The organism is Streptomyces sp. 135, from assembly GCF_020026305.1.
Classification (GTDB): domain Bacteria; phylum Actinomycetota; class Actinomycetes; order Streptomycetales; family Streptomycetaceae; genus Streptomyces.
Map to the genome: position 1 here is coordinate 6,509,937 of NZ_CP075691.1, position 16,076 is coordinate 6,526,012.

General features: G+C 70.8%; 13 protein-coding genes and 1 pseudogene. 2 read left to right on the top strand and 12 right to left on the bottom strand.

Going from position 1 to position 16,076, the window contains the following annotated elements; genetic code table 11:
• Positions 1-83: 83 nt before the first annotated feature.
• Together KKZ08_RS29295 and KKZ08_RS29300 are read right to left on the bottom strand one after the other, a co-directional pair.
• Positions 84-1,139: an aldo/keto reductase gene (locus KKZ08_RS29295; RefSeq protein WP_223777281.1), complete on the bottom strand. Its 1,056-nt coding sequence runs from the start codon at positions 1,137-1,139 to the stop codon at positions 84-86.
• A gap of 56 nt (positions 1,140-1,195) precedes the next feature.
• Positions 1,196-1,888, bottom strand: coding sequence for an SDR family oxidoreductase (locus KKZ08_RS29300; RefSeq protein WP_223777282.1), 693 nt, complete (start codon positions 1,886-1,888; stop codon positions 1,196-1,198).
• 116 nt (positions 1,889-2,004) lie between these two features.
• Between KKZ08_RS29300 and KKZ08_RS29305 the strand changes: the two genes are divergently transcribed.
• A complete protein-coding gene (locus KKZ08_RS29305; protein WP_223777283.1) occupies positions 2,005-2,565 on the top strand; it encodes a TetR family transcriptional regulator in 561 nt (186 codons plus the stop codon).
• A gap of 333 nt (positions 2,566-2,898) precedes the next feature.
• On the opposite strand, the gene KKZ08_RS29310 is transcribed toward KKZ08_RS29305, so the two are convergent.
• The 4 genes from KKZ08_RS29310 to KKZ08_RS29325 form a co-directional block, all read right to left on the bottom strand.
• Complete coding sequence (locus KKZ08_RS29310) at positions 2,899-3,072, bottom strand: hypothetical protein (protein ID WP_223777284.1); 174 nt, start codon at positions 3,070-3,072, stop codon at positions 2,899-2,901.
• A 450-nt stretch (positions 3,073-3,522) separates the two neighbouring features.
• Positions 3,523-4,833, bottom strand: coding sequence for an MFS transporter (locus KKZ08_RS29315; RefSeq protein ID WP_223777285.1), 1,311 nt, complete (start codon positions 4,831-4,833; stop codon positions 3,523-3,525).
• 125 nt (positions 4,834-4,958) lie between these two features.
• The gene (locus tag KKZ08_RS29320) at positions 4,959-6,128 is read right to left on the bottom strand and encodes an acyl-CoA dehydrogenase family protein (protein WP_223777286.1); all 1,170 of its coding nucleotides are present in this window, start codon (positions 6,126-6,128) and stop codon (positions 4,959-4,961) included.
• 11 nt (positions 6,129-6,139) lie between these two features.
• Positions 6,140-7,696 (bottom strand): long-chain fatty acid--CoA ligase, encoded by a 1,557-nt coding sequence (locus KKZ08_RS29325; RefSeq protein ID WP_223777287.1) that lies wholly within the window; start codon positions 7,694-7,696, stop codon positions 6,140-6,142.
• Between the two features lie 107 nt (positions 7,697-7,803).
• Between KKZ08_RS29325 and KKZ08_RS29330 the strand changes: the two genes are divergently transcribed.
• Complete coding sequence (locus KKZ08_RS29330) at positions 7,804-8,436, top strand: TetR/AcrR family transcriptional regulator (protein ID WP_320589727.1); 633 nt, start codon at positions 7,804-7,806, stop codon at positions 8,434-8,436.
• 641 nt (positions 8,437-9,077) lie between these two features.
• On the opposite strand, the gene KKZ08_RS29335 is transcribed toward KKZ08_RS29330, so the two are convergent.
• From KKZ08_RS29335 to KKZ08_RS29360, 6 genes and pseudogenes are all read right to left on the bottom strand, one after another.
• Positions 9,078-10,562, bottom strand: a complete 1,485-nt coding sequence (locus KKZ08_RS29335) for a HAMP domain-containing sensor histidine kinase (RefSeq protein ID WP_223777289.1) — start codon at positions 10,560-10,562, stop codon at positions 9,078-9,080.
• 65 nt (positions 10,563-10,627) lie between these two features.
• Positions 10,628-11,368, bottom strand: coding sequence for a response regulator transcription factor (locus KKZ08_RS29340; protein WP_223777290.1), 741 nt, complete (start codon positions 11,366-11,368; stop codon positions 10,628-10,630).
• A 111-nt stretch (positions 11,369-11,479) separates the two neighbouring features.
• Positions 11,480-13,039: a streptophobe family protein gene (locus KKZ08_RS29345; RefSeq protein ID WP_223777291.1), complete on the bottom strand. Its 1,560-nt coding sequence runs from the start codon at positions 13,037-13,039 to the stop codon at positions 11,480-11,482.
• A complete protein-coding gene (locus KKZ08_RS29350) occupies positions 13,036-15,300 on the bottom strand; it encodes an MMPL family transporter (protein WP_223777292.1) in 2,265 nt (754 codons plus the stop codon). The genes KKZ08_RS29345 and KKZ08_RS29350 overlap by 4 nt, the downstream gene beginning before the upstream one ends.
• Before the next feature lie 144 nt (positions 15,301-15,444).
• On the bottom strand, positions 15,445-15,675 hold the full coding sequence (locus KKZ08_RS29355; RefSeq protein ID WP_223777293.1) for a hypothetical protein: 231 nt from the start codon (positions 15,673-15,675) through the stop codon (positions 15,445-15,447).
• 243 nt (positions 15,676-15,918) lie between these two features.
• Positions 15,919-16,059: pseudogene (locus tag KKZ08_RS29360) on the bottom strand (NADH:flavin oxidoreductase); the annotation flags it as partial.
• Positions 16,060-16,076: the final 17 nt, after the last annotated feature.

Sequence of the window (16,076 nt, forward strand, 5' to 3'; positions counted from 1 at the left end):
CCGGGCTTCTCCCGGCGCGAGACAGCTGTGTTGCGCTCCTGGCTGCGGCGTGGGCGCATCCCGTCCTCAGCCGCGTTCAGCCATCAGGCCACCGGCACGACCGGGGCGGTGACGCGGTCGGCGGCGCCTCCCTGGAGGCGGTCCAGGGTGGCGGCGATCCCTTCGTGGGGCACGCCGAGCGGCACCGCGCTGACCTCGGCCAGGCGGGTGTACTGCTCGTCGGTCAGCTGGACGTCGAGGGCGCCGAGGTAGCTGTCGAGCTGGGAGAGACTGCGTGGGCCGATGATCGGGACGAGCGTGGCAACGGAGCGGGCGGCGCGCTCGCGCACCCAGGCCACCGCCACCTGGGCGGGCGTCACGCCGGTCTCCTCGGCAATCGCCAGGACGGTGTCGACGACGGCGGTCTTCTGGCCGGTGCTCTCGGTGTGGATGACCATGCCCAGGTCGCTCAGGCGCCCCTCGGCGGAGCTGCGGTACTTGCCGGTGAGCAGTCCGCCGCCGAGCGGGGACCACAGGGCTGCGCCGAGCCCGAGGCTCTCGGCCATGGGCAGGAGCTCACGGTCGGCGGTGCGCTCGACGAGGCTGTACTCGTGCTGGATGCCCACGATCGGGGCCCAGTTCTTCAGGTCCGCGAGGGTTACCGCGCGCGAGACGCGCCAGGCGGGGAAGTTGGACAGCGCGGCGTGGTGGATCTTGCCGGCGCTCACCAGGTCGTCGAGCCCGCGCAGGAGTTCCTCCATCGGAGTGAGCTCGTCGGGGAAGTGCACCCACAACAGGTCGATGTAGTCGGTCCCCAGGCGCTTCAGGCCGGCCTCGACCGAGGCGACCATGTTCTTGCGGCTGTTGCCGGTCTTGGAGATATCCGGCTGCGGGGCGGCGCCGAGGGTGAACTTCGTGGCCAGGACGAAGTGGTCGCGGTCGGCGGAGATCAGCTTTCCGGTCAGTTGCTCCGACTCGCCGAACTGGTAGCCGTCCGCGCTGTCGAGAAAGGTGCCGCCGGCCTCGGCGAACCGGTCGAAGATCCGCCGGGCCTCGTCGGGCTCGGCGCCTGCGCCCCAGCCGGTGCCGAAATTCGCGGTGCCGAGCGCGTACTCGGAGACGCGCAGTCCGGTCCGGTGGCCGAAGGTCGTGTAGCGCATCAGACGTCCTTGCTTGAGGGGTGTGAGGGTGGTCGCGCCGGGGGGAGGGGTGAGCGTCAGTCCGCGTTCGGCTGGGGTGCCGCGAACAGGCTCTGCTTGACGTACCGGCTGGTCTCGTCGGCGAGGATCTCGGGCAGGCCGGTCTCGATGCCGTCCAGGGCCTGGGCCGCGACGTCGGCGACGGCGACCTTCTGATCGGCGGGCACGCCGGCGGCCATGTCGGTGTCCATGTAGCCGACGTGCAGCGCCGAGACGGTGATCCCGCGCGGTGCCAGCTCCTCACGGGTCGCGTCGCTCAGCGCCCAAGCGGCGGCCTTGGACGCGGCGTAGGAGCCGAGTCCTGCCGGGTGGAACCAGGACAGGGCGGACAGGACGTTGAGCACGGCGCCGCCGCCGTTGCCCTCGATGACGGGGGCGAAGGCGCGGGTCGCGGCGAGCGGGCCGAAGAAGTTGGTCTCCATCTCCCGGCGTACCTCAGACACGTCGCCTCCCATCAGCGTCGTGCCGGTGGAGATGCCCGCGTTGTTGATCAGCAGTGTCGCGTCGGACGCCAGGCGCGCGCCCTCTCGTACCGACGCCTCGTCCGTGACGTCCAGCCGCAGCGGGATGACGCCCGGCACATCGACCGTCTCGGGGCGTCGGGCCGCGCCGTACACCTTCGCGCCGCGCTCGACGAGCTGGGCGGCCAGGTGCCGCCCGAAGCCCCGATTGGCGCCGGTGACGACTGCGACCGCTTTCTTCAGTTCCATGTCCACTCCTGGTCGTGGCGGGCGCTCACGGCCACCCGCAGCTTTTTAGATTATGAAGGCAATCTAAACACGGGTCTATGATAGATGCCAGTCGACATCCAAATGGGAGGCGGGTCATGGGTCGCGTGTCGCAGGCGCAGGCGGAGGAAAATCGCAGGCGGGTGGTGGACACCGCTTCCCGGCTGTTCCGGGAGCAGGGCACGCAGGTCAGCGTCGCCGACCTGATGAAGGCGGCCGGTCTGACCCACGGCGCCTTCTACAAGCAGTTCGCCTCCAAGGAGGCACTCGTCGACGAGGCCACCGCGCACGCCTTCGCCGAGCTCGCCCAGCGCTACAGCGCCGGGCTCGAGCGGCACGACGGGCAGCGCGCCGCCGCCCAGCAGGCGCTGATCGACGCCTACCTCTCCGTCGAGCACCGCGACGCCCCGGCGGACGGCTGCCCGGTCGCCGCGCTCGCCACCGACATCGCGCGCGAGGGCGGGGGGTGCGAGGCCCGTCGCGTCTACGCCGAGGGGGTGGCCGACTTCGCCGAATTCCTGGCCGGTGACGACCAGGACGGCATCGTCCGCCTCTGCACCCTGTTCGGTGCGCTGGTCCTGGCCAGGGCCACCAAGGGCTCCCCGCTCTCCGGGGAGATCCTCGCCGCCGCGCACGCGGCCTTGGCTGAAGTGGGCTGATCGCGGGCGCGGTGGCCGCGTCGTGGCAGCCGTCCGGTCCCCGGGAAGTGACGAGCCGGGCGTCATGACGCTCGTTTGACGCTCTTCGCACGCGGAGAGGGGAGGCAGAGAGCCGACATAGCGCTCTGACCTGGTATTTCACAGCATCTGCTCAGGCCGATGACGCATCATGTGGAGTGTGTGGCGATTCTGGAGCCGGCCGAGAAGGGTCGCTGACCCGCGGTTTCGCCTCCTGTGCATTATGTGCGCCGTGGGCGTTACGGGCGATATCTTGACGCATGAGCGACGCACGTGACGCACGTTCGGCGCGCATTCTGATGAGGTGTCAGGTAGTCATTCCCGCCGGTGGCGGTGCGTCGGATGCGGCCTGGTGGAAGCTCCTTCTTTAATGTTGCGTACTGCCGTGACGTACTCGGTCAGGCGCTTGGCCTGGTACCAGGCGTCTGCCTGCTCTCCGAGGTACTTGACGCGATAGGCGTGGGCGTATGCGGCGCGGGCTTCGTGCATGGCGGCTTCCCAGCGCCGCTGCTGCTCCTCGCGGGCTTGGTGGCCTGCGCGGCGTTTGCGTTCGGCGGCTTCACCGCGGAGGCGAGGAAGCCGACGCTTTCGCCTTGGGGCCGAGTACCGCCTTATGGCCCTGCGCACCGGTGGCGGGCTTTTCGAGGGCGGCTACGACAGGGTGTGGTTTGACGAGTCTGGCCGGTATGGGGAGCGGGGCGAGTTCGGCGAGGCGCCAGAGATTGTGTCTGCCTTTGCCGGTGAGCTGGGCGCCTCAATGCCCGCGACGTTTGGTGATTCTGATCAGTCCGCGGCTTTGCGGGGCCTGAGGGCCCTGTACGTGCTGTCCTGCCGGACGCCATGGGGGCACCCCTGCCCCACCCACCAAGCACCGAACATCGACGCCCTCGCCGCCCAGCCGTGGTGCTGACCTCCTGTGCGATCTCCGTGAGAGGGTGCCTACCCCAGCGGCTGAGGCTCGGCTCCGAGCCTCAGGCGCCGCGCGTCGCGCTCCGGGCGGATGGCCGCCAGCGCGAAGGTGCCTGCCGTGAGCATCACCGCGCCGGCGGCGAGGAATGCGGTGGTGTAGCCGATGGACGGGGTGTCGGCCGCGTCGATGAGATGGCCGGTCAAGAAGGGCGCCACAAGGCCGGGCAGGGTGCCGACGCCGGCGACGATGCCGAAGACGGCGCCGCGCTGGGCAGGGGGAACGACCTCGGCGGTCGTCATGTAGTGGAGCGGGACGGCGATCGCGGTGCCGCCGAAGGCCAGCGCGATCAGCACGAGCCGCGGACCGGAGGCGTCGATGAACGGGAAGGCCGTCATCGCGCACCCGGCCACACACACGGCGATGCTCTGCCCCGCCCCGCTGGACCAACGGCTGCTCACACCACGGGACTTCAGCGCGTCCATGAACGGGGAGACCGCCAGTAGCAGCACCAGCCCGAAGCCGGACATGACACTGATCGCGGTCGCGGAAGCCGCCGCCGACATGTCCATCTGCGTCCTGAAGTAGGCGGGCAGCCAGGCATGGCTGAGGGACAGCGCCCACGCCGCGCCGAAGGCACTGGAAATGCTGCCGAGCACGGTTCCGGTCAGCAGGATCTTGCGGTAGGGCAATCTGGGCTCACTGGTTCCGCCGGCTGTGCGCTTGTGGTCGTACGGGCCGTCGTGGCCGACGCGCCACCACACCAGTGCCCAGGTCGCGCTCACGGCAGCGAGGACGGCGTAGGCCGAGCGCCAGCCGAATCCCTCGATCAGCCAGGTGACCACCGGTGCCGCGATGAGGGTGCCCAGGGCCGCACCGCCGATCTGGAGGGCCGAGGGAAAGCCGCGGCGCTCCGGCGGAAACCACTTGTACAGGGCGTGCATGGACATGGACGCCGCCGGTCCCTCGGCGGCGCCGAGCAGAATACGGCCGGCCATCAGGGTCGGGACCGATGCCAGGGCCAGGACCGGGAGTTGGGCCACGGCCCACAGCAGGGTCATGCCGAACAGCAGGACCCGGCTGGAGATGCGGGTGGAAAGGAAGCCCACGAGGAGTCCGGAGATGCTGAAGAGGAAGTAGAAGGAGCTGGAGATCAGGCCGTAGGTGCTGTTGCTGAGGTCGAGTTCCTCCATGATCGGAACGGCGGCGAGGCCGAGGACCGACTTGTCGGCGAAGTTGATGACCATGAAGGTCACGATCATCGCCGTGATCAGCCAGGCTCTGCGGCTGTCAGCGGCGGGAGCGGGGGCGTGCTGGGACTGCGTGGCGGTACGGGGTGCCATGGGGGCGACTCCTGCGGATGCGGGTGGAGCAGGGGGTCGTACAGGTGGGCGGTTGTTCCCCGAGGCCGCGGGCCCGCTCGCCGAAGCGGGGGCCCGCGGCACCGCCCTGGGCACCAAGGGGTGGGTCAGATCAGGCCCTTGGCGATCGCGTTCTTGTGGATCTCGGTGGTGCCGGTGACGATCCGGAACATCCGCAGGCTGCGGAAGATCTGCTCGACCTCGTTGCCGCGGGTCAGCCCGGCCTTGCCGTGGATCTGGACGGCCTGGTCGGCGACGCGGAAGGACGCCTCGGAGGTGAAGAGCTTGCACATGTTGGCTTCGACGGAGACGTTGTCTCCCCGGTCGGCCTTGGCGGCGGTGGCCATCACCATCGCGCGGGCGGCGTAGATCTCGGTGGCCATCTCGGCGATCTTGTGGTGGATCGCCTGGTGGGCGAAGAGCGGCTGGCCGAAGACGGTGCGGTTCATGGCGTAGTGCACCGACAGGTCCCAGGCGCGGCGGGCGGCGCCGATGAGGGACGGGCAGTGCAGCAGGCGGTTGAGGGTGATGCGGCCGATGCCGATGCGCAGGCCCTGGCCGATCTCGCCGAGCAGGTTGGCGGCGGGGATGCGGCAGTCCTCGAAGACGAGGTCGCCCTCCATCTGCTGCCCGGACATGGGGACTTCACCGTCGAGCACCGTGCAGCCTGGGGTGTCCAGGTCGACGAGGAAGGCGCTGTACGCCTCTTCGGTGCCGGCCATGCGGGCGACGACGATGGCGAAGTCCGCGAAGGGAGCGGCGGAGGAGAACACCTTCTTGCCGTTGAGGACATAGGTGTCCCCCTCCGGGGTGGCGGTCGTCGTCATGCGGCGTACGTCGGAGCCCGCGTCCTCCTCCGTGATGGAGAAGCAGCACGCCCGCTCGCCCCGGACGACGGGCAGCAAGTACCGCTCACGCTGTTCCTCGGTGGCGTACTTCACGATCGCGCCGACGCGCAGCGGGCCGCCCATGTCGCCCAGCACGGAGTGGGAGAGCGCGGCGCCGGAGGCGGTCAGCTCCTCTTTGAGCGCGCACAGTTCGTAGAAGTTCAGGCCCTGGCCGCCCAGTTCGGGGGGCAGGCTGATGCCGTAGAAGCCGAGTTCGGCGCTGCGCTTCCAGACGTGTTCCAGCGTGGTGCGGTCGAGCTTGGTCTCGGCGGTGATGCCGTGCTCGCGCTCGTAGGGGATGAGCTCGTCGGTGAGGTAGGCGCGCAGGCGGATGACGAGGTCCTGGAGGCGAGGGTTGTCGTCGTAGGAGGGTTCGAGGGTGAAGGGCATGCCAGTCCTGTTCAGTTGACGCGGCGCTCGGCGCCCGCCCAGTGGGGGTCGCGGATGGCGCGGCGGTCGATCTTGCCGTTGGGGTTGTGGGGCAGGGCGTCGACGAAGTCGATGGAGCGGGGCTTCTTCATGCGGGCAAGGTGCTCGGCGCAGAAGGCGATGAGTTCGGCCTCCGTGAGGGGGGCGCCGTCGCGCGTCACGACGACGGCCTTGACTGCCTCGCCCCACTGCTCGTCCGGGACGCCGACGACGGCGGCCTCGTAGACGTCGGGGTGCTGGTGCAGGACGGACTCGACCTCGACGGCGTAGATGTTGAACCCGCCGGAGACGATCATGTCCTTCTTGCGGTCGACGATGAAGACGTAGCCGTCCGCGCGGCGGCGGGCGAGGTCGCCGGTGAGGAACCAGCCGTCCCGGAAGGTCTCCGCGGTGAGGGCCGGTTCGTTGTGGTAGCCGGGGACGACATCGGGGCCGCGGACGGCGATCTCTCCGATCTCTCCGTCGGCGACGGGCTGTCCGCTGTCGTCGACGATGGCGACCTCGGCCTCGGCGAGCGCACGGCCGCAGGACAGCAGCAGTTCCTCGTCCTCGCCCTCGATCGCGCGCCGGTGGTCCTCTGTGGAGAGGAAGAGCACACCGGAGGTGGTCTCGCCACAGCCGTATCCCTGGGAGAGGACAGGGCCGAAGAGGTCCCAGGCGGCCCTGATCCGGGCCGGTGACATCGGTGCGGCGCCGTAGATCAGCTGGCGCAGGCTGGAGACGTCGTAGTCGCGGGCGTTCGGCAGCGCGAGCACGGTGTTGACCATCGTCGGCACGACGAAGGCATGGGTGGCACGCTCGCGCTGGACGGTGGCGAGGAACTCCTCGGCGTCCCAGCGCGGGAGTACGACCGCACAGCCGCCGGCGAAGAAGATGCCCATCAGCGGCATGCCCGAGGCATGGGTGACAGGCCCGGCCAGGATCTGCCGGTCACCGGGGCCCACCCGGGTATCGGCACTCATCACCGACTTGCGCATCAGGGCGAGCCGGTTGCCGTACGTCTGGACCGCCGCCTTGAGCTTGCCGGTGGAGCCCGAGGTGAAGTGCAGTACGGCGATGTCGCCCTCGTCGCACTCCGCCTCGACGGGCTCCGGCTCGGTGCCCGCGAGGGTCTCGGCGTAACCCGGCCCGAGGTCGCTCGAACCGTCATAGCCGACGACAGTCTTCACTCCCGTGCCGGGCACCGTGGCGCGGGCGATGTCCAGATGAGCCGTGTCCGTCAACAGCACCCGCGCGTCCGACTCCGCCAGCAGATGGGCGACTTCTGCGGTGCCGAGCCTGGCGTTGATCGGCGCGCGGGCCAGGCCGGCCTTGTAGAGGGCGACTTCTGTGACGATCAGTTCGGCACGGTTGCCGGCGAGGGTCGCGACCCGGTCACCCCGGCTCATGCCGAGGGCGCGCAGGGCCGTCGCGAGCCGGTCGCTGTGGTCGTCGAGTTCCGCGTACGTCAGCCGGACGGGTCCGCAGGCCACCGCCTCAGCATCGGGTTGGTGACCGGCAGTACGGCGTACGTACCGTCCGAGGTTCATCGCACCTCCAGAGTTTCCGAACAGTATGTCCAGTAGCAAGCTTGGTGTGCGGCAACGTAAAGGCAGCGTTAGGGTCAGGTCAACGGTTCGGATGAGAAGGAAACGAAGTGGACATGAAGCCCGCGGGAGACCGCCGCGTCCGCAGGACGCGGGCCGCACTGCGCCAGGCCCTGGTCGGACTGGTCCTGGAGAAGGGGTTCCACGCGGTCACGGTCGAGGAGATCACCGAACGCGCCGATATCGGCCGGGCTACCTTCTACGCCCACTACCGGGACAAGGAGGACCTCCTCGTCGGTATCGTCCGCGACCTGGCCGAGGACCGGGACCGCCTCCTGCCGGCGGTCCGGCAGGCGCACGCGGAGGGGTTCACCGGACTGCCGGTGAAGTACATCTTCGAACACGCCGAGCAGGAGAAACCCGTCTATAGAGTCGTCCTGCGAGGTGAGGGCGACGGCCGGGCCCTACGGGAGTTCACGGACCTCATCTGCGCCCACGCCGAGGCCGCCTTCCGCGCCCGGACCGAGCAGCTCGCGGTGACGCCACGCATCCCCCTCGACGTCGTGGCCCGGGCGTGGACCGGCGAACTCATCGGCCTGCTCACCTGGTGGGTTGAGAACGACACCGGCTACAGCGCCGCCGAAATCACCGCCCATCTGCGCGACCTCTCGGTCTACGGCCGCGTCTGGGCCACCGGACTCACCCCGTCCGACGCCCCGGGAGCTCTCGACCTCACCCCCTGACCACGCCTGCGCCACGGCGCCCGCCCGCTGACTGACCCATCTGGTTGAGTTGCTGAACAGCATGTACGGTAACTCGTCCAGAAGGTGGGAGCTACGCGGGCCGCCCGTACGACAAGGCACTCGAAGCGCAGCGCTACTTCGCCGTCCTCGCCCCAACTGCGCCCCTACGGCTACACCGGGCCGGCCACGATCCGCGAACACCTCGGCACCGCCCGAGCGACCGCCGAGCCGGGCACCGAGTTCCGCTACGAGAACGGCAACGTCGAAGCCCTCGCCGAGCTCCTACGGCGCGTCACCGGCGCCACCACCTCCGCCCTCCTGTCCGAGATGATCCGCTGCGGCGCGGTCGGCGACCGCCAGATCCTTACCGAGGCAGTCACCTCCACCATCGTCTCCGGCGTCCCGGCCGGTTACCCCCACTGCGTGCGCTTCCCCGCCGCACCCCCGACGCGCCCGCGACCCTCTCGTACCACGACCTCTGGTGGATCCCCAACGACCCGTACGGTCCTTCATGGCCGGCGGTATCCACGGCCAGCGCCTCTTCATCTCTCCCGCCCTCGACCTGGTGATCGTCCACTACGCCTCCCAGATCGGTGCCCGGCCCGCGGCCTCCGGCCCGCCTTCCGACGCGGGAGGCAGCCCTACTCGAGGAGGGCGAGCCGTACCTGGAAGGTGCACCCCTGACCGGGGGCTGAATCGATCTCGATGTCGCCGCCGTGGGCCGTGACGAGGGAGTGCACGATCGAGAGGCCGAGTCCCGCACCGGCGCCCGTGGCGCGGCTGCGGGACGCGTCGGCGCGGTAGAACCGCTCGAAGACCCGCTGCCGTTCCTCCGGTGAGAGGCCCGGCCCCCGGTCCGCCACCTCCAGTACCGCGAGGCCGTCCCGCACTCCCACGCCGATCCGGATCGGCGTACCGCCGGGCGAGTGCGCTACCGCGTTGCCGACCAGATTGGTCACGACCTGCCGCAGACGTGCCTCGTCCGCGAGCGTCTGGGCGGTGGCGGGCTTGCCACCGCCCGGGCCGGTGAGCGTGACGGGGCGGGCGGCGTCCAGGGCCCGGACCTCGTGCAACGCGTCGGCGGCCAGTGTGCGCAGGTCCATCGGGGCGCGCTCCAGCGGGAAGGCGGGGGCCGGGCCGGTCCCGACGGCGCTGCCCTGCGCCGCCTCGTCCAGGCGGGCCAGGAGGAGCATGTCGCCCACGAGGCGGGCCAGACGCTCGGACTCCCCGGCGATCCGCGCCATGAGGTGGTCCGTCTCCAGCCGGGTCCGTGAGGCGCCCATCCGGTACAGGTCGGTGTACCCCTTGATGCCGACGAGCGGGGTGCGCAGTTCGTGGCTGGCGTCCGCGAAGAAGCGCCGCATCCGTGCCTCGGCCTCCGCTCGGGCGCGGAAGGCGGTGTCGATCTGGTCGAGCATCCGGTTCAGGCAGGTGGTCAGTCGCCCCACCTCGGTCTGCGCTCCGGCCGCCTCCGGGATGCGGTGGGAGAAGTCACCGGAGGTGATGGCGTTCGCGGTCTCCTCGATACGGGTCAGCGGCCGCAGCCCGGAACGGACCGCGAACCAGCCGACGACGGCCAGCACGGCGAGCAGTATCCCGCCGGTGGTCAGGGAGACGGTCCGGGTCTTCTCCACCGTGCGGTCCACCTCGTCCAGCGACGTCGCGACGAGGACGCTCCCGCGGGCGGCTGCTTCGTCCGTCGAGGCGATCGACTGGTCGGGCCTGGTCAGCGCCACGACCCGCCAGCTGTGGCCGTCGTCCCGCGCCGGAACGGTGAACGGCTTCCCCGCTCGGTCGACTACGGCGTCCCGGTCGAGTTCCGGCAGCTGCGGCCCGCCCCCGGGCGCGGCGGTGGTGGAGTCGAAGGTGCTACGGGGGGCGCCGGCGTCGTCCACGTACGACACCGTGGTGTCCTCGAAGGAACTCAGGACGCGCACATTCTGCGAGGTGTCCATGCCCGGTGGCGGTGTGATGCGGGCGGCGATCTGCGCCGTGATCTTCAGGCGCGCGTCGACGCGTCCCTCCAGATAGCCGCGCAGAGCGGTGTTGACGGCGGCGCCCGCCGCGAGGAGCCCGACGGCGACCAGCGTGGTCGCCAGGCACAGAAGACGCGTGCGCAGAGACATGCGCGCGAGGGCACGCCGTGCCTTGCGCACAGGATGGCGCCGGTTGTGGAGAGACCCTGGCACCCTCATGGTCGGGGCCCGCGCAGTACGTAGCCGATGCCGTGCACGGTGTGGATGAGTTTGGGGCCGACCCGGTCCACCTTGCGGCGCAGGTAGCTGATGTAGGTGTCGACGATGCTGGGGTCGCCGTCGAAGTCGTAGCGCCAGACGTTCTCCAGGATCTGCGCCTTGGACATGGTCAGCCCGGCGTTGGTCAGCAGGAAGTGGAGCAGGCGGAACTCGGTGGGCGACAGACGCACCGGCTGCCCGGCCCGGGTCACCAGGTGTCCTTCGGGGTCCAGTTCGAGGTCGCCGAGGGTCAGGTTCTCGGACGGCTCGCCCTTGGTGCGGCGCAGCACCGCGTGGATGCGGGCGATCAGCTCCTCCAGGTCGAAGGGCTTGGTGATGTAGTCGTCACCGCCGAGGGTGAGGCCGGCGATCCGGTCCTGGCGGTCCTCCCGAGCGGTGACGAACAGCACGGGCACGTCGCCGCCGACGCCTTGGCCGGCCGTGCGGGGAAGGGCGCGCAGCTGTCGGATCACCTCGAAACCGTCGATGCCCGGGAGCATCACATCGAGGAGCACCAGATCCGGCGGGCGCTGGGCCGCCACTCGCAGGGCCTCTTCCCCGTCCGCCGCGACATCGACGTCGAACCCGGCGTAGCACAGGGCGGCCGGGAGGAGTTCACGCACGGTCGGCTCGTCGTCGACGACGAGCAGGTGGCCCTTGGACGAGGTGCCGCGGCGTGCCGCGCGGGCTGGTGTCATGGCTGGTTCGTTCCGCTTCGTTGTACGTGAGTTCCGCGTCCGGGGACCGGACCGGTCGCCCTGGCGGGACACCTGGCCGGGCCGGTCCCCGGGTTTCTGTCATGTCTTGCGTCAGCCCCGCCGACGGGGGCCCGGCTTCGAGGAAACCTCACGAACCTGTGTGTGGCCCCGCGGATGCGGCCGACGCCCGTCCCGCACGGTGTACAGCCGGCTGCCCGCGTAGCAGGCCAGGCCGGCCAGGACAAAGCCGGCGAGCGCCGGGAACCCTACGGAGCCGTCGAGCCCGGCGTCCATCCCGCCCATCTCGTTGCCCATGAGGGAGAAGCCGATACCCATCGACGCCTGCGAGACGAGGCCGAGGATCAGGATGCCGACGCCGACAGCCACGCCGGCGCGCAGCGCGATCTCCACGTGGCGGCCCAGCAGCGCGTCGGCCTCCTCGCGTGCCGTTCGGGCCGGGGTGCGCGCGGCGGTGCGGTAACCCGCGTACACGAGCAGGCACAGCAGGAGCGTCAGGCCGATCAGCCACAAGGGGAGCCCGGCCACGGCCTTGCCGCTGACGTCGACCTGCTTGCCCCCTCCTTCGGTACCGCCGCCCCCCGTTCCGCCGCCCATGGCGCCGAGGCCGCCCATCATTCCGCCGCCCTGGGGCTGTCGGCGCTCCATTCCGGCCTGCCAGGACGCGCCCAGGCCGGAGGTGAGGACGGCGGACAGCAGGTTCGGCGCGGCCAGGAGCAGCACCCCGGCCGCCTTCGCCGCCTGGTCGCGGCCGGTCGCCGCGGCGGCTCCGGCCAGGAGCGCGAGGAACAGGGCGAGCGTGCACAGGGCGGTGAAGATCCCGGTCAGGGTCGAGGTGACCGGGTTCCACTTGAGGCGCGCCCGGCTCAGAGCGACGGGCGCGGGCAGCGACGTGTGGCGCGCGGCCAGGCAGCCGAGGCCGATGACGAGTGCCACTTCGAGCACTGCGAGGAACCCGGTCAGCACGACATCCGTGGTGAAGTCGAGGGACGGGATCCCCCCGCCGCCGGTCAGCCTGCCGAGCCCGCCGCCCGAGCCGCCGCCCTTGCCGAGCCTGTCCGACACGCTCTCGGGAAGGGAGAGCGAGCCGCGGGCCATGACCGCCAGCACGGGTACGAGCACGGCGGTGACGCCGAGCGCCCCCATGGAGCGGGCGATCACCAGCGCGGGGGCCGGCCGCGCGCGGCGGCGCAGCGGCCGGAAGAAGCACCAGCCGAGGACGGCCGCGCCGAGGAAGGTGAGCATCAGCGGCATGGCCCACACCTGACCGGCGATCCCGACGCTGAGACCACCACCGCCACCGCCACCGCCGCCGAGCATGTCGAGCATGCCTCCGCCGGCACCGGCCTTCGGCGTCAGGTCGGCGCTCAGGTCGGCCCGCCCGCCGAAGGCGAGGCTGACGAGGGCCGGGACGAGCTGGGTCAGCGGCGCGCTGCCGTCGGCGCCGAGGGCGCGCAGCGCCGCGTATCCCGCGCCTGACATGACCGTGAGGGCAGTGAGGACGGCAAGCCCGCCCTCGACCGCGTGGCGCGCGGAGCCCCCGGCGGGCTTGAGCGGGGTGTCGGCGTTCCCCGGGCCCTTCTGCCCTCTCGCCGCTCTCGGCGCCGGGTCGCTCTTCCGCGCTATCGGGGGCGTCGTGGTGGTACGGCTCATCGGAGCACCTCGTACGGCTCGGCGGGGGCGGCGGTGGTGTCCGACGGCGGCAGGCCGGCAGGCGCGGGGTCGGTCGGGGCCGGACCGCTGCCCTGGAGGCTCTCGCCCTCCACGTCGACGCGCGGCACCCAGCGGTCCAGCCACCGCGGCAGCCACCAGGCACGGTGCCCGAGCAGCGCGAGCACCGCGGGGACGAGGGTCATCCGGACGACGAACGCGTCGAAGAGGACGGCGATCGCCAGGCCGAAGCCGATGGTCTTCACCATCTGCTCGCTCGACCCCATGAATCCGGCGAACACCGCGATCATGATCACCGCGGCGGCCGTCACGACCCGCGCGCTGTGGTCGAAACCGCTCACCACGGCCCGTACGGGCCGCGGGTCGGCGACGTACGCCTCACGCATCCGCGTCACCAGGAAGACCTCGTAGTCCATGGCGAGACCGAAGACGACGCCGACCATGAAGATCGGCATGATGGACATCACGGGGCCGGGCACGGAGACCCCGAACAGGGCGCCGAGCCAGCCCCATTGGAAGACCGCGACCACCGCGCCGAGCCCGGCGGCGATGGACAGCAGGAAGCCGAGCGCCGCCTTGAGCGGCACCAGGATCGAGCGGAAGACGGCGATCAGGAGCAGGAACGCCAGGCCCACGACGAGCGCGATGTAGGGGAGCAGTGCCTCGGCGAGCTTCTGGGAGACGTCGATGTTCATCGCGGTCGTGCCCGCGATCAGGACCTGCGCGTCGTCGCCTTCGGCCTCGGGTGCGCGCAGCGTGTGGACGAGGTCGGTGGTCTCCTTGCTGCCGGGCGCCGTGGCGGGCACGACGGTGAGTACGGCGGTGTCCTTGCTCTCGTTGAACCGCGGCGGCGTCACTGTGGCCACCCCGTCCGTGTCCTGCATCCGGGCGGCGGTGTCCCGTGCGGCGGCCTGGGCGTCACCGCCGCCGTCGGCTCGCACGACAGCGGTCAGCGGCCCGTTGAAGCCGGGGCCGAAGCTCTCGGCGAGCAGGTCGTATGCGCGGCGCTGGGTGGTGGACGTCGGCTTGGACTCGTCGCCGGGCAGGCCGAGTTCGAGCGAGGCGGCCGGCACCGCGACGGTGATCAGGGCGGTGGCGCCGAGCAGCAGGACCGCGAGCGGCCGCCGGGTGATGAACCGGACCCAGCGGGCGCCCGGACCGGGCCGCGGCGCCGTCTCGGACCCCGCGCCGTCCTTGCGGCCCTTGTGGCCCTTGCGGCGGCGGGGGCGGGGGCGGGCCGGCTTGATGCGGCCTCCCGCGATGCCGAGCAGGGCCGGGATCAGGGTGACGGCGATCAGTACGGCGAGCGCGACGGTGCCGGCCGCGGCGAGCCCCATCTGGGAGAGCACCGGGATGCCCACGACGGGCAGTGCCGCGAGGGCGATCACCACGGTGAGACCGGCGAAGACGACCGCGGAGCCTGCGGTGCCCACGGCGTGTGCGGCGGCGTCCTCACGGCTCCTGCCGCGGGCCAGCTCGTCGCGGTAGCGGGAGACGACGAACAGCGCGTAGTCGATGCCGACGGCCAGGCCCAGCATGGAGGCCAGGACGGACGTCGTCCCGCCCAGGTCGAGCGGTGCCGAGAGGACCTTGATCACGCAGGTGGCGACGCCGACACCGAGCAGCGCGGTGAGCAGCGGCAGCCCCGCCGCGATCAACGCGCCGAAGGTGATGACGAGCACGACGGCGGCCACCGCGAGTCCGATGGCCTCAGAGGAGTGGCCGCCCGCGGCCTTCTCGGAGACGGCGTTGCCTCCGGTCTCGACGGTGAGGGCGGACGCGCGTGCCTCCTCCACGGTGTCCATCAGGGCCTCGCGCGAGGCGTCGGTGAGCTCGTTCACCGTCACGCCGTACGACACCTGCGCGTAGGCGGTCGTACCGTCCTTGCTGACGGACCCCGTCTCGTAGGGGTTGGTCACCCGCTCGACCTGCGGTGCCTCGCCGAGAGCCCGTACGGCGTCGTCGACAGCGTGCTTCTGGTCCGGGTCGGTCACCTTGCCGTCGTCGGCCTTGAAGACGACCCGTGCCGTGGCGCCATCGGCCTTTATCTCGGGGAAGCGCTCTGCCAAGAGGTCATAAGCCTGCTGGGCCTCAGTTCCCGGAATGGAGAAATCGTTCGGCGGCGCGGCGTCCGCGCGGGAGGCGAGAACCCCAGCCCCCACGAGCAGACCCGCCCACAGGACGGTGACCAACCACCGCCATCGAAAGGAGAATTTGCCGGTCTTGAAGAGGAAAGCAGCCACAAGCGGCCCCCGGATATGTTGCCGATCAACAGAACGGGGGCAAGAGTGGCATCTTTCACTGACCGGTTCCGGAGTGATTCCTGGGAGTTTCCTGAGAGCCGCTTTCCGTGCCGTGTTGCTCACGGAAAGCGGCCATCTCGAATTCTACGAGGGGGGAAATCGGCTCAGTGCGCCGGTGGCCGCGGACCGGTGGAGGTTCGTCGCCATCAGACTGGACTCCCGGGCGCCGCGCTCGGTGTAGAGGGCGGCCACTGCCTCGGCGATCGCGGGGTCGTCGGGGGCGGCTTCCAGGGCGTGCGTCTCGCGGGCGGCGTCGACGCGTTGACCGCTCGGGCCCACGAACTCGCCGACACGGACATACGGTTGGCCTGCCATGTGGCGGAGTGGGCGTTCTTCGCCGAGCCGGAGTCGCCCTCGGCCCAGGACTGCTACGTGGAGGTGTTCGGCCGACGCCGTGAGGCCGAGGCGTCGTTGATGGGGAAGCTCGCGTTCTCCGACCCGCACCGGCGTGTGCCGCGATGCGGGCGGCCGCGGAGCGCTGAGCGGCGGCGACGTGACCATGGCAATCGGTGGTGTGAGCCACTACAGATGGCACCGGGGGACGGCCACTACGTACTGGGTGCGCCCCTCGGGCGCGACGGCGCAGTAGGCGACGGTCGTCATGCCCACACCGCCCGCCGCCACGACCCGATGGAACTCGATCAGCGCGTCGGTGACGAGGCCACCGTCGCTGCGCCCTTCGAACGTCGCGGCCTTGATGGTTCGACGCGGTCGAG

What these genes read in the sequence shown, in the direction of transcription:
- KKZ08_RS29295 (WP_223777281.1), bottom strand. Translation starts at nt 1,139, where the DNA reads ATGCGCTACACGACCTTCGGCCACCGGACCGGACTGCGCGTCTCCGAG.
- KKZ08_RS29300 (WP_223777282.1), bottom strand. Translation starts at nt 1,888, where the DNA reads ATGGAACTGAAGAAAGCGGTCGCAGTCGTCACCGGCGCCAATCGGGGC.
- KKZ08_RS29305 (WP_223777283.1), top strand. Translation starts at nt 2,005, where the DNA reads ATGGGTCGCGTGTCGCAGGCGCAGGCGGAGGAAAATCGCAGGCGGGTG.
- KKZ08_RS29310 (WP_223777284.1), bottom strand. Translation starts at nt 3,072, where the DNA reads ATGCACGAAGCCCGCGCCGCATACGCCCACGCCTATCGCGTCAAGTAC.
- KKZ08_RS29315 (WP_223777285.1), bottom strand. Translation starts at nt 4,833, where the DNA reads ATGGCACCCCGTACCGCCACGCAGTCCCAGCACGCCCCCGCTCCCGCC.
- KKZ08_RS29320 (WP_223777286.1), bottom strand. Translation starts at nt 6,128, where the DNA reads ATGCCCTTCACCCTCGAACCCTCCTACGACGACAACCCTCGCCTCCAG.
- KKZ08_RS29325 (WP_223777287.1), bottom strand. Translation starts at nt 7,696, where the DNA reads ATGAACCTCGGACGGTACGTACGCCGTACTGCCGGTCACCAACCCGAT.
- KKZ08_RS29335 (WP_223777289.1), bottom strand. Translation starts at nt 10,562, where the DNA reads ATGTCTCTGCGCACGCGTCTTCTGTGCCTGGCGACCACGCTGGTCGCC.
- KKZ08_RS29340 (WP_223777290.1), bottom strand. Translation starts at nt 11,368, where the DNA reads ATGACACCAGCCCGCGCGGCACGCCGCGGCACCTCGTCCAAGGGCCAC.
- KKZ08_RS29345 (WP_223777291.1), bottom strand. Translation starts at nt 13,039, where the DNA reads ATGAGCCGTACCACCACGACGCCCCCGATAGCGCGGAAGAGCGACCCG.
- KKZ08_RS29355 (WP_223777293.1), bottom strand. Translation starts at nt 15,675, where the DNA reads ATGGCAGGCCAACCGTATGTCCGTGTCGGCGAGTTCGTGGGCCCGAGC.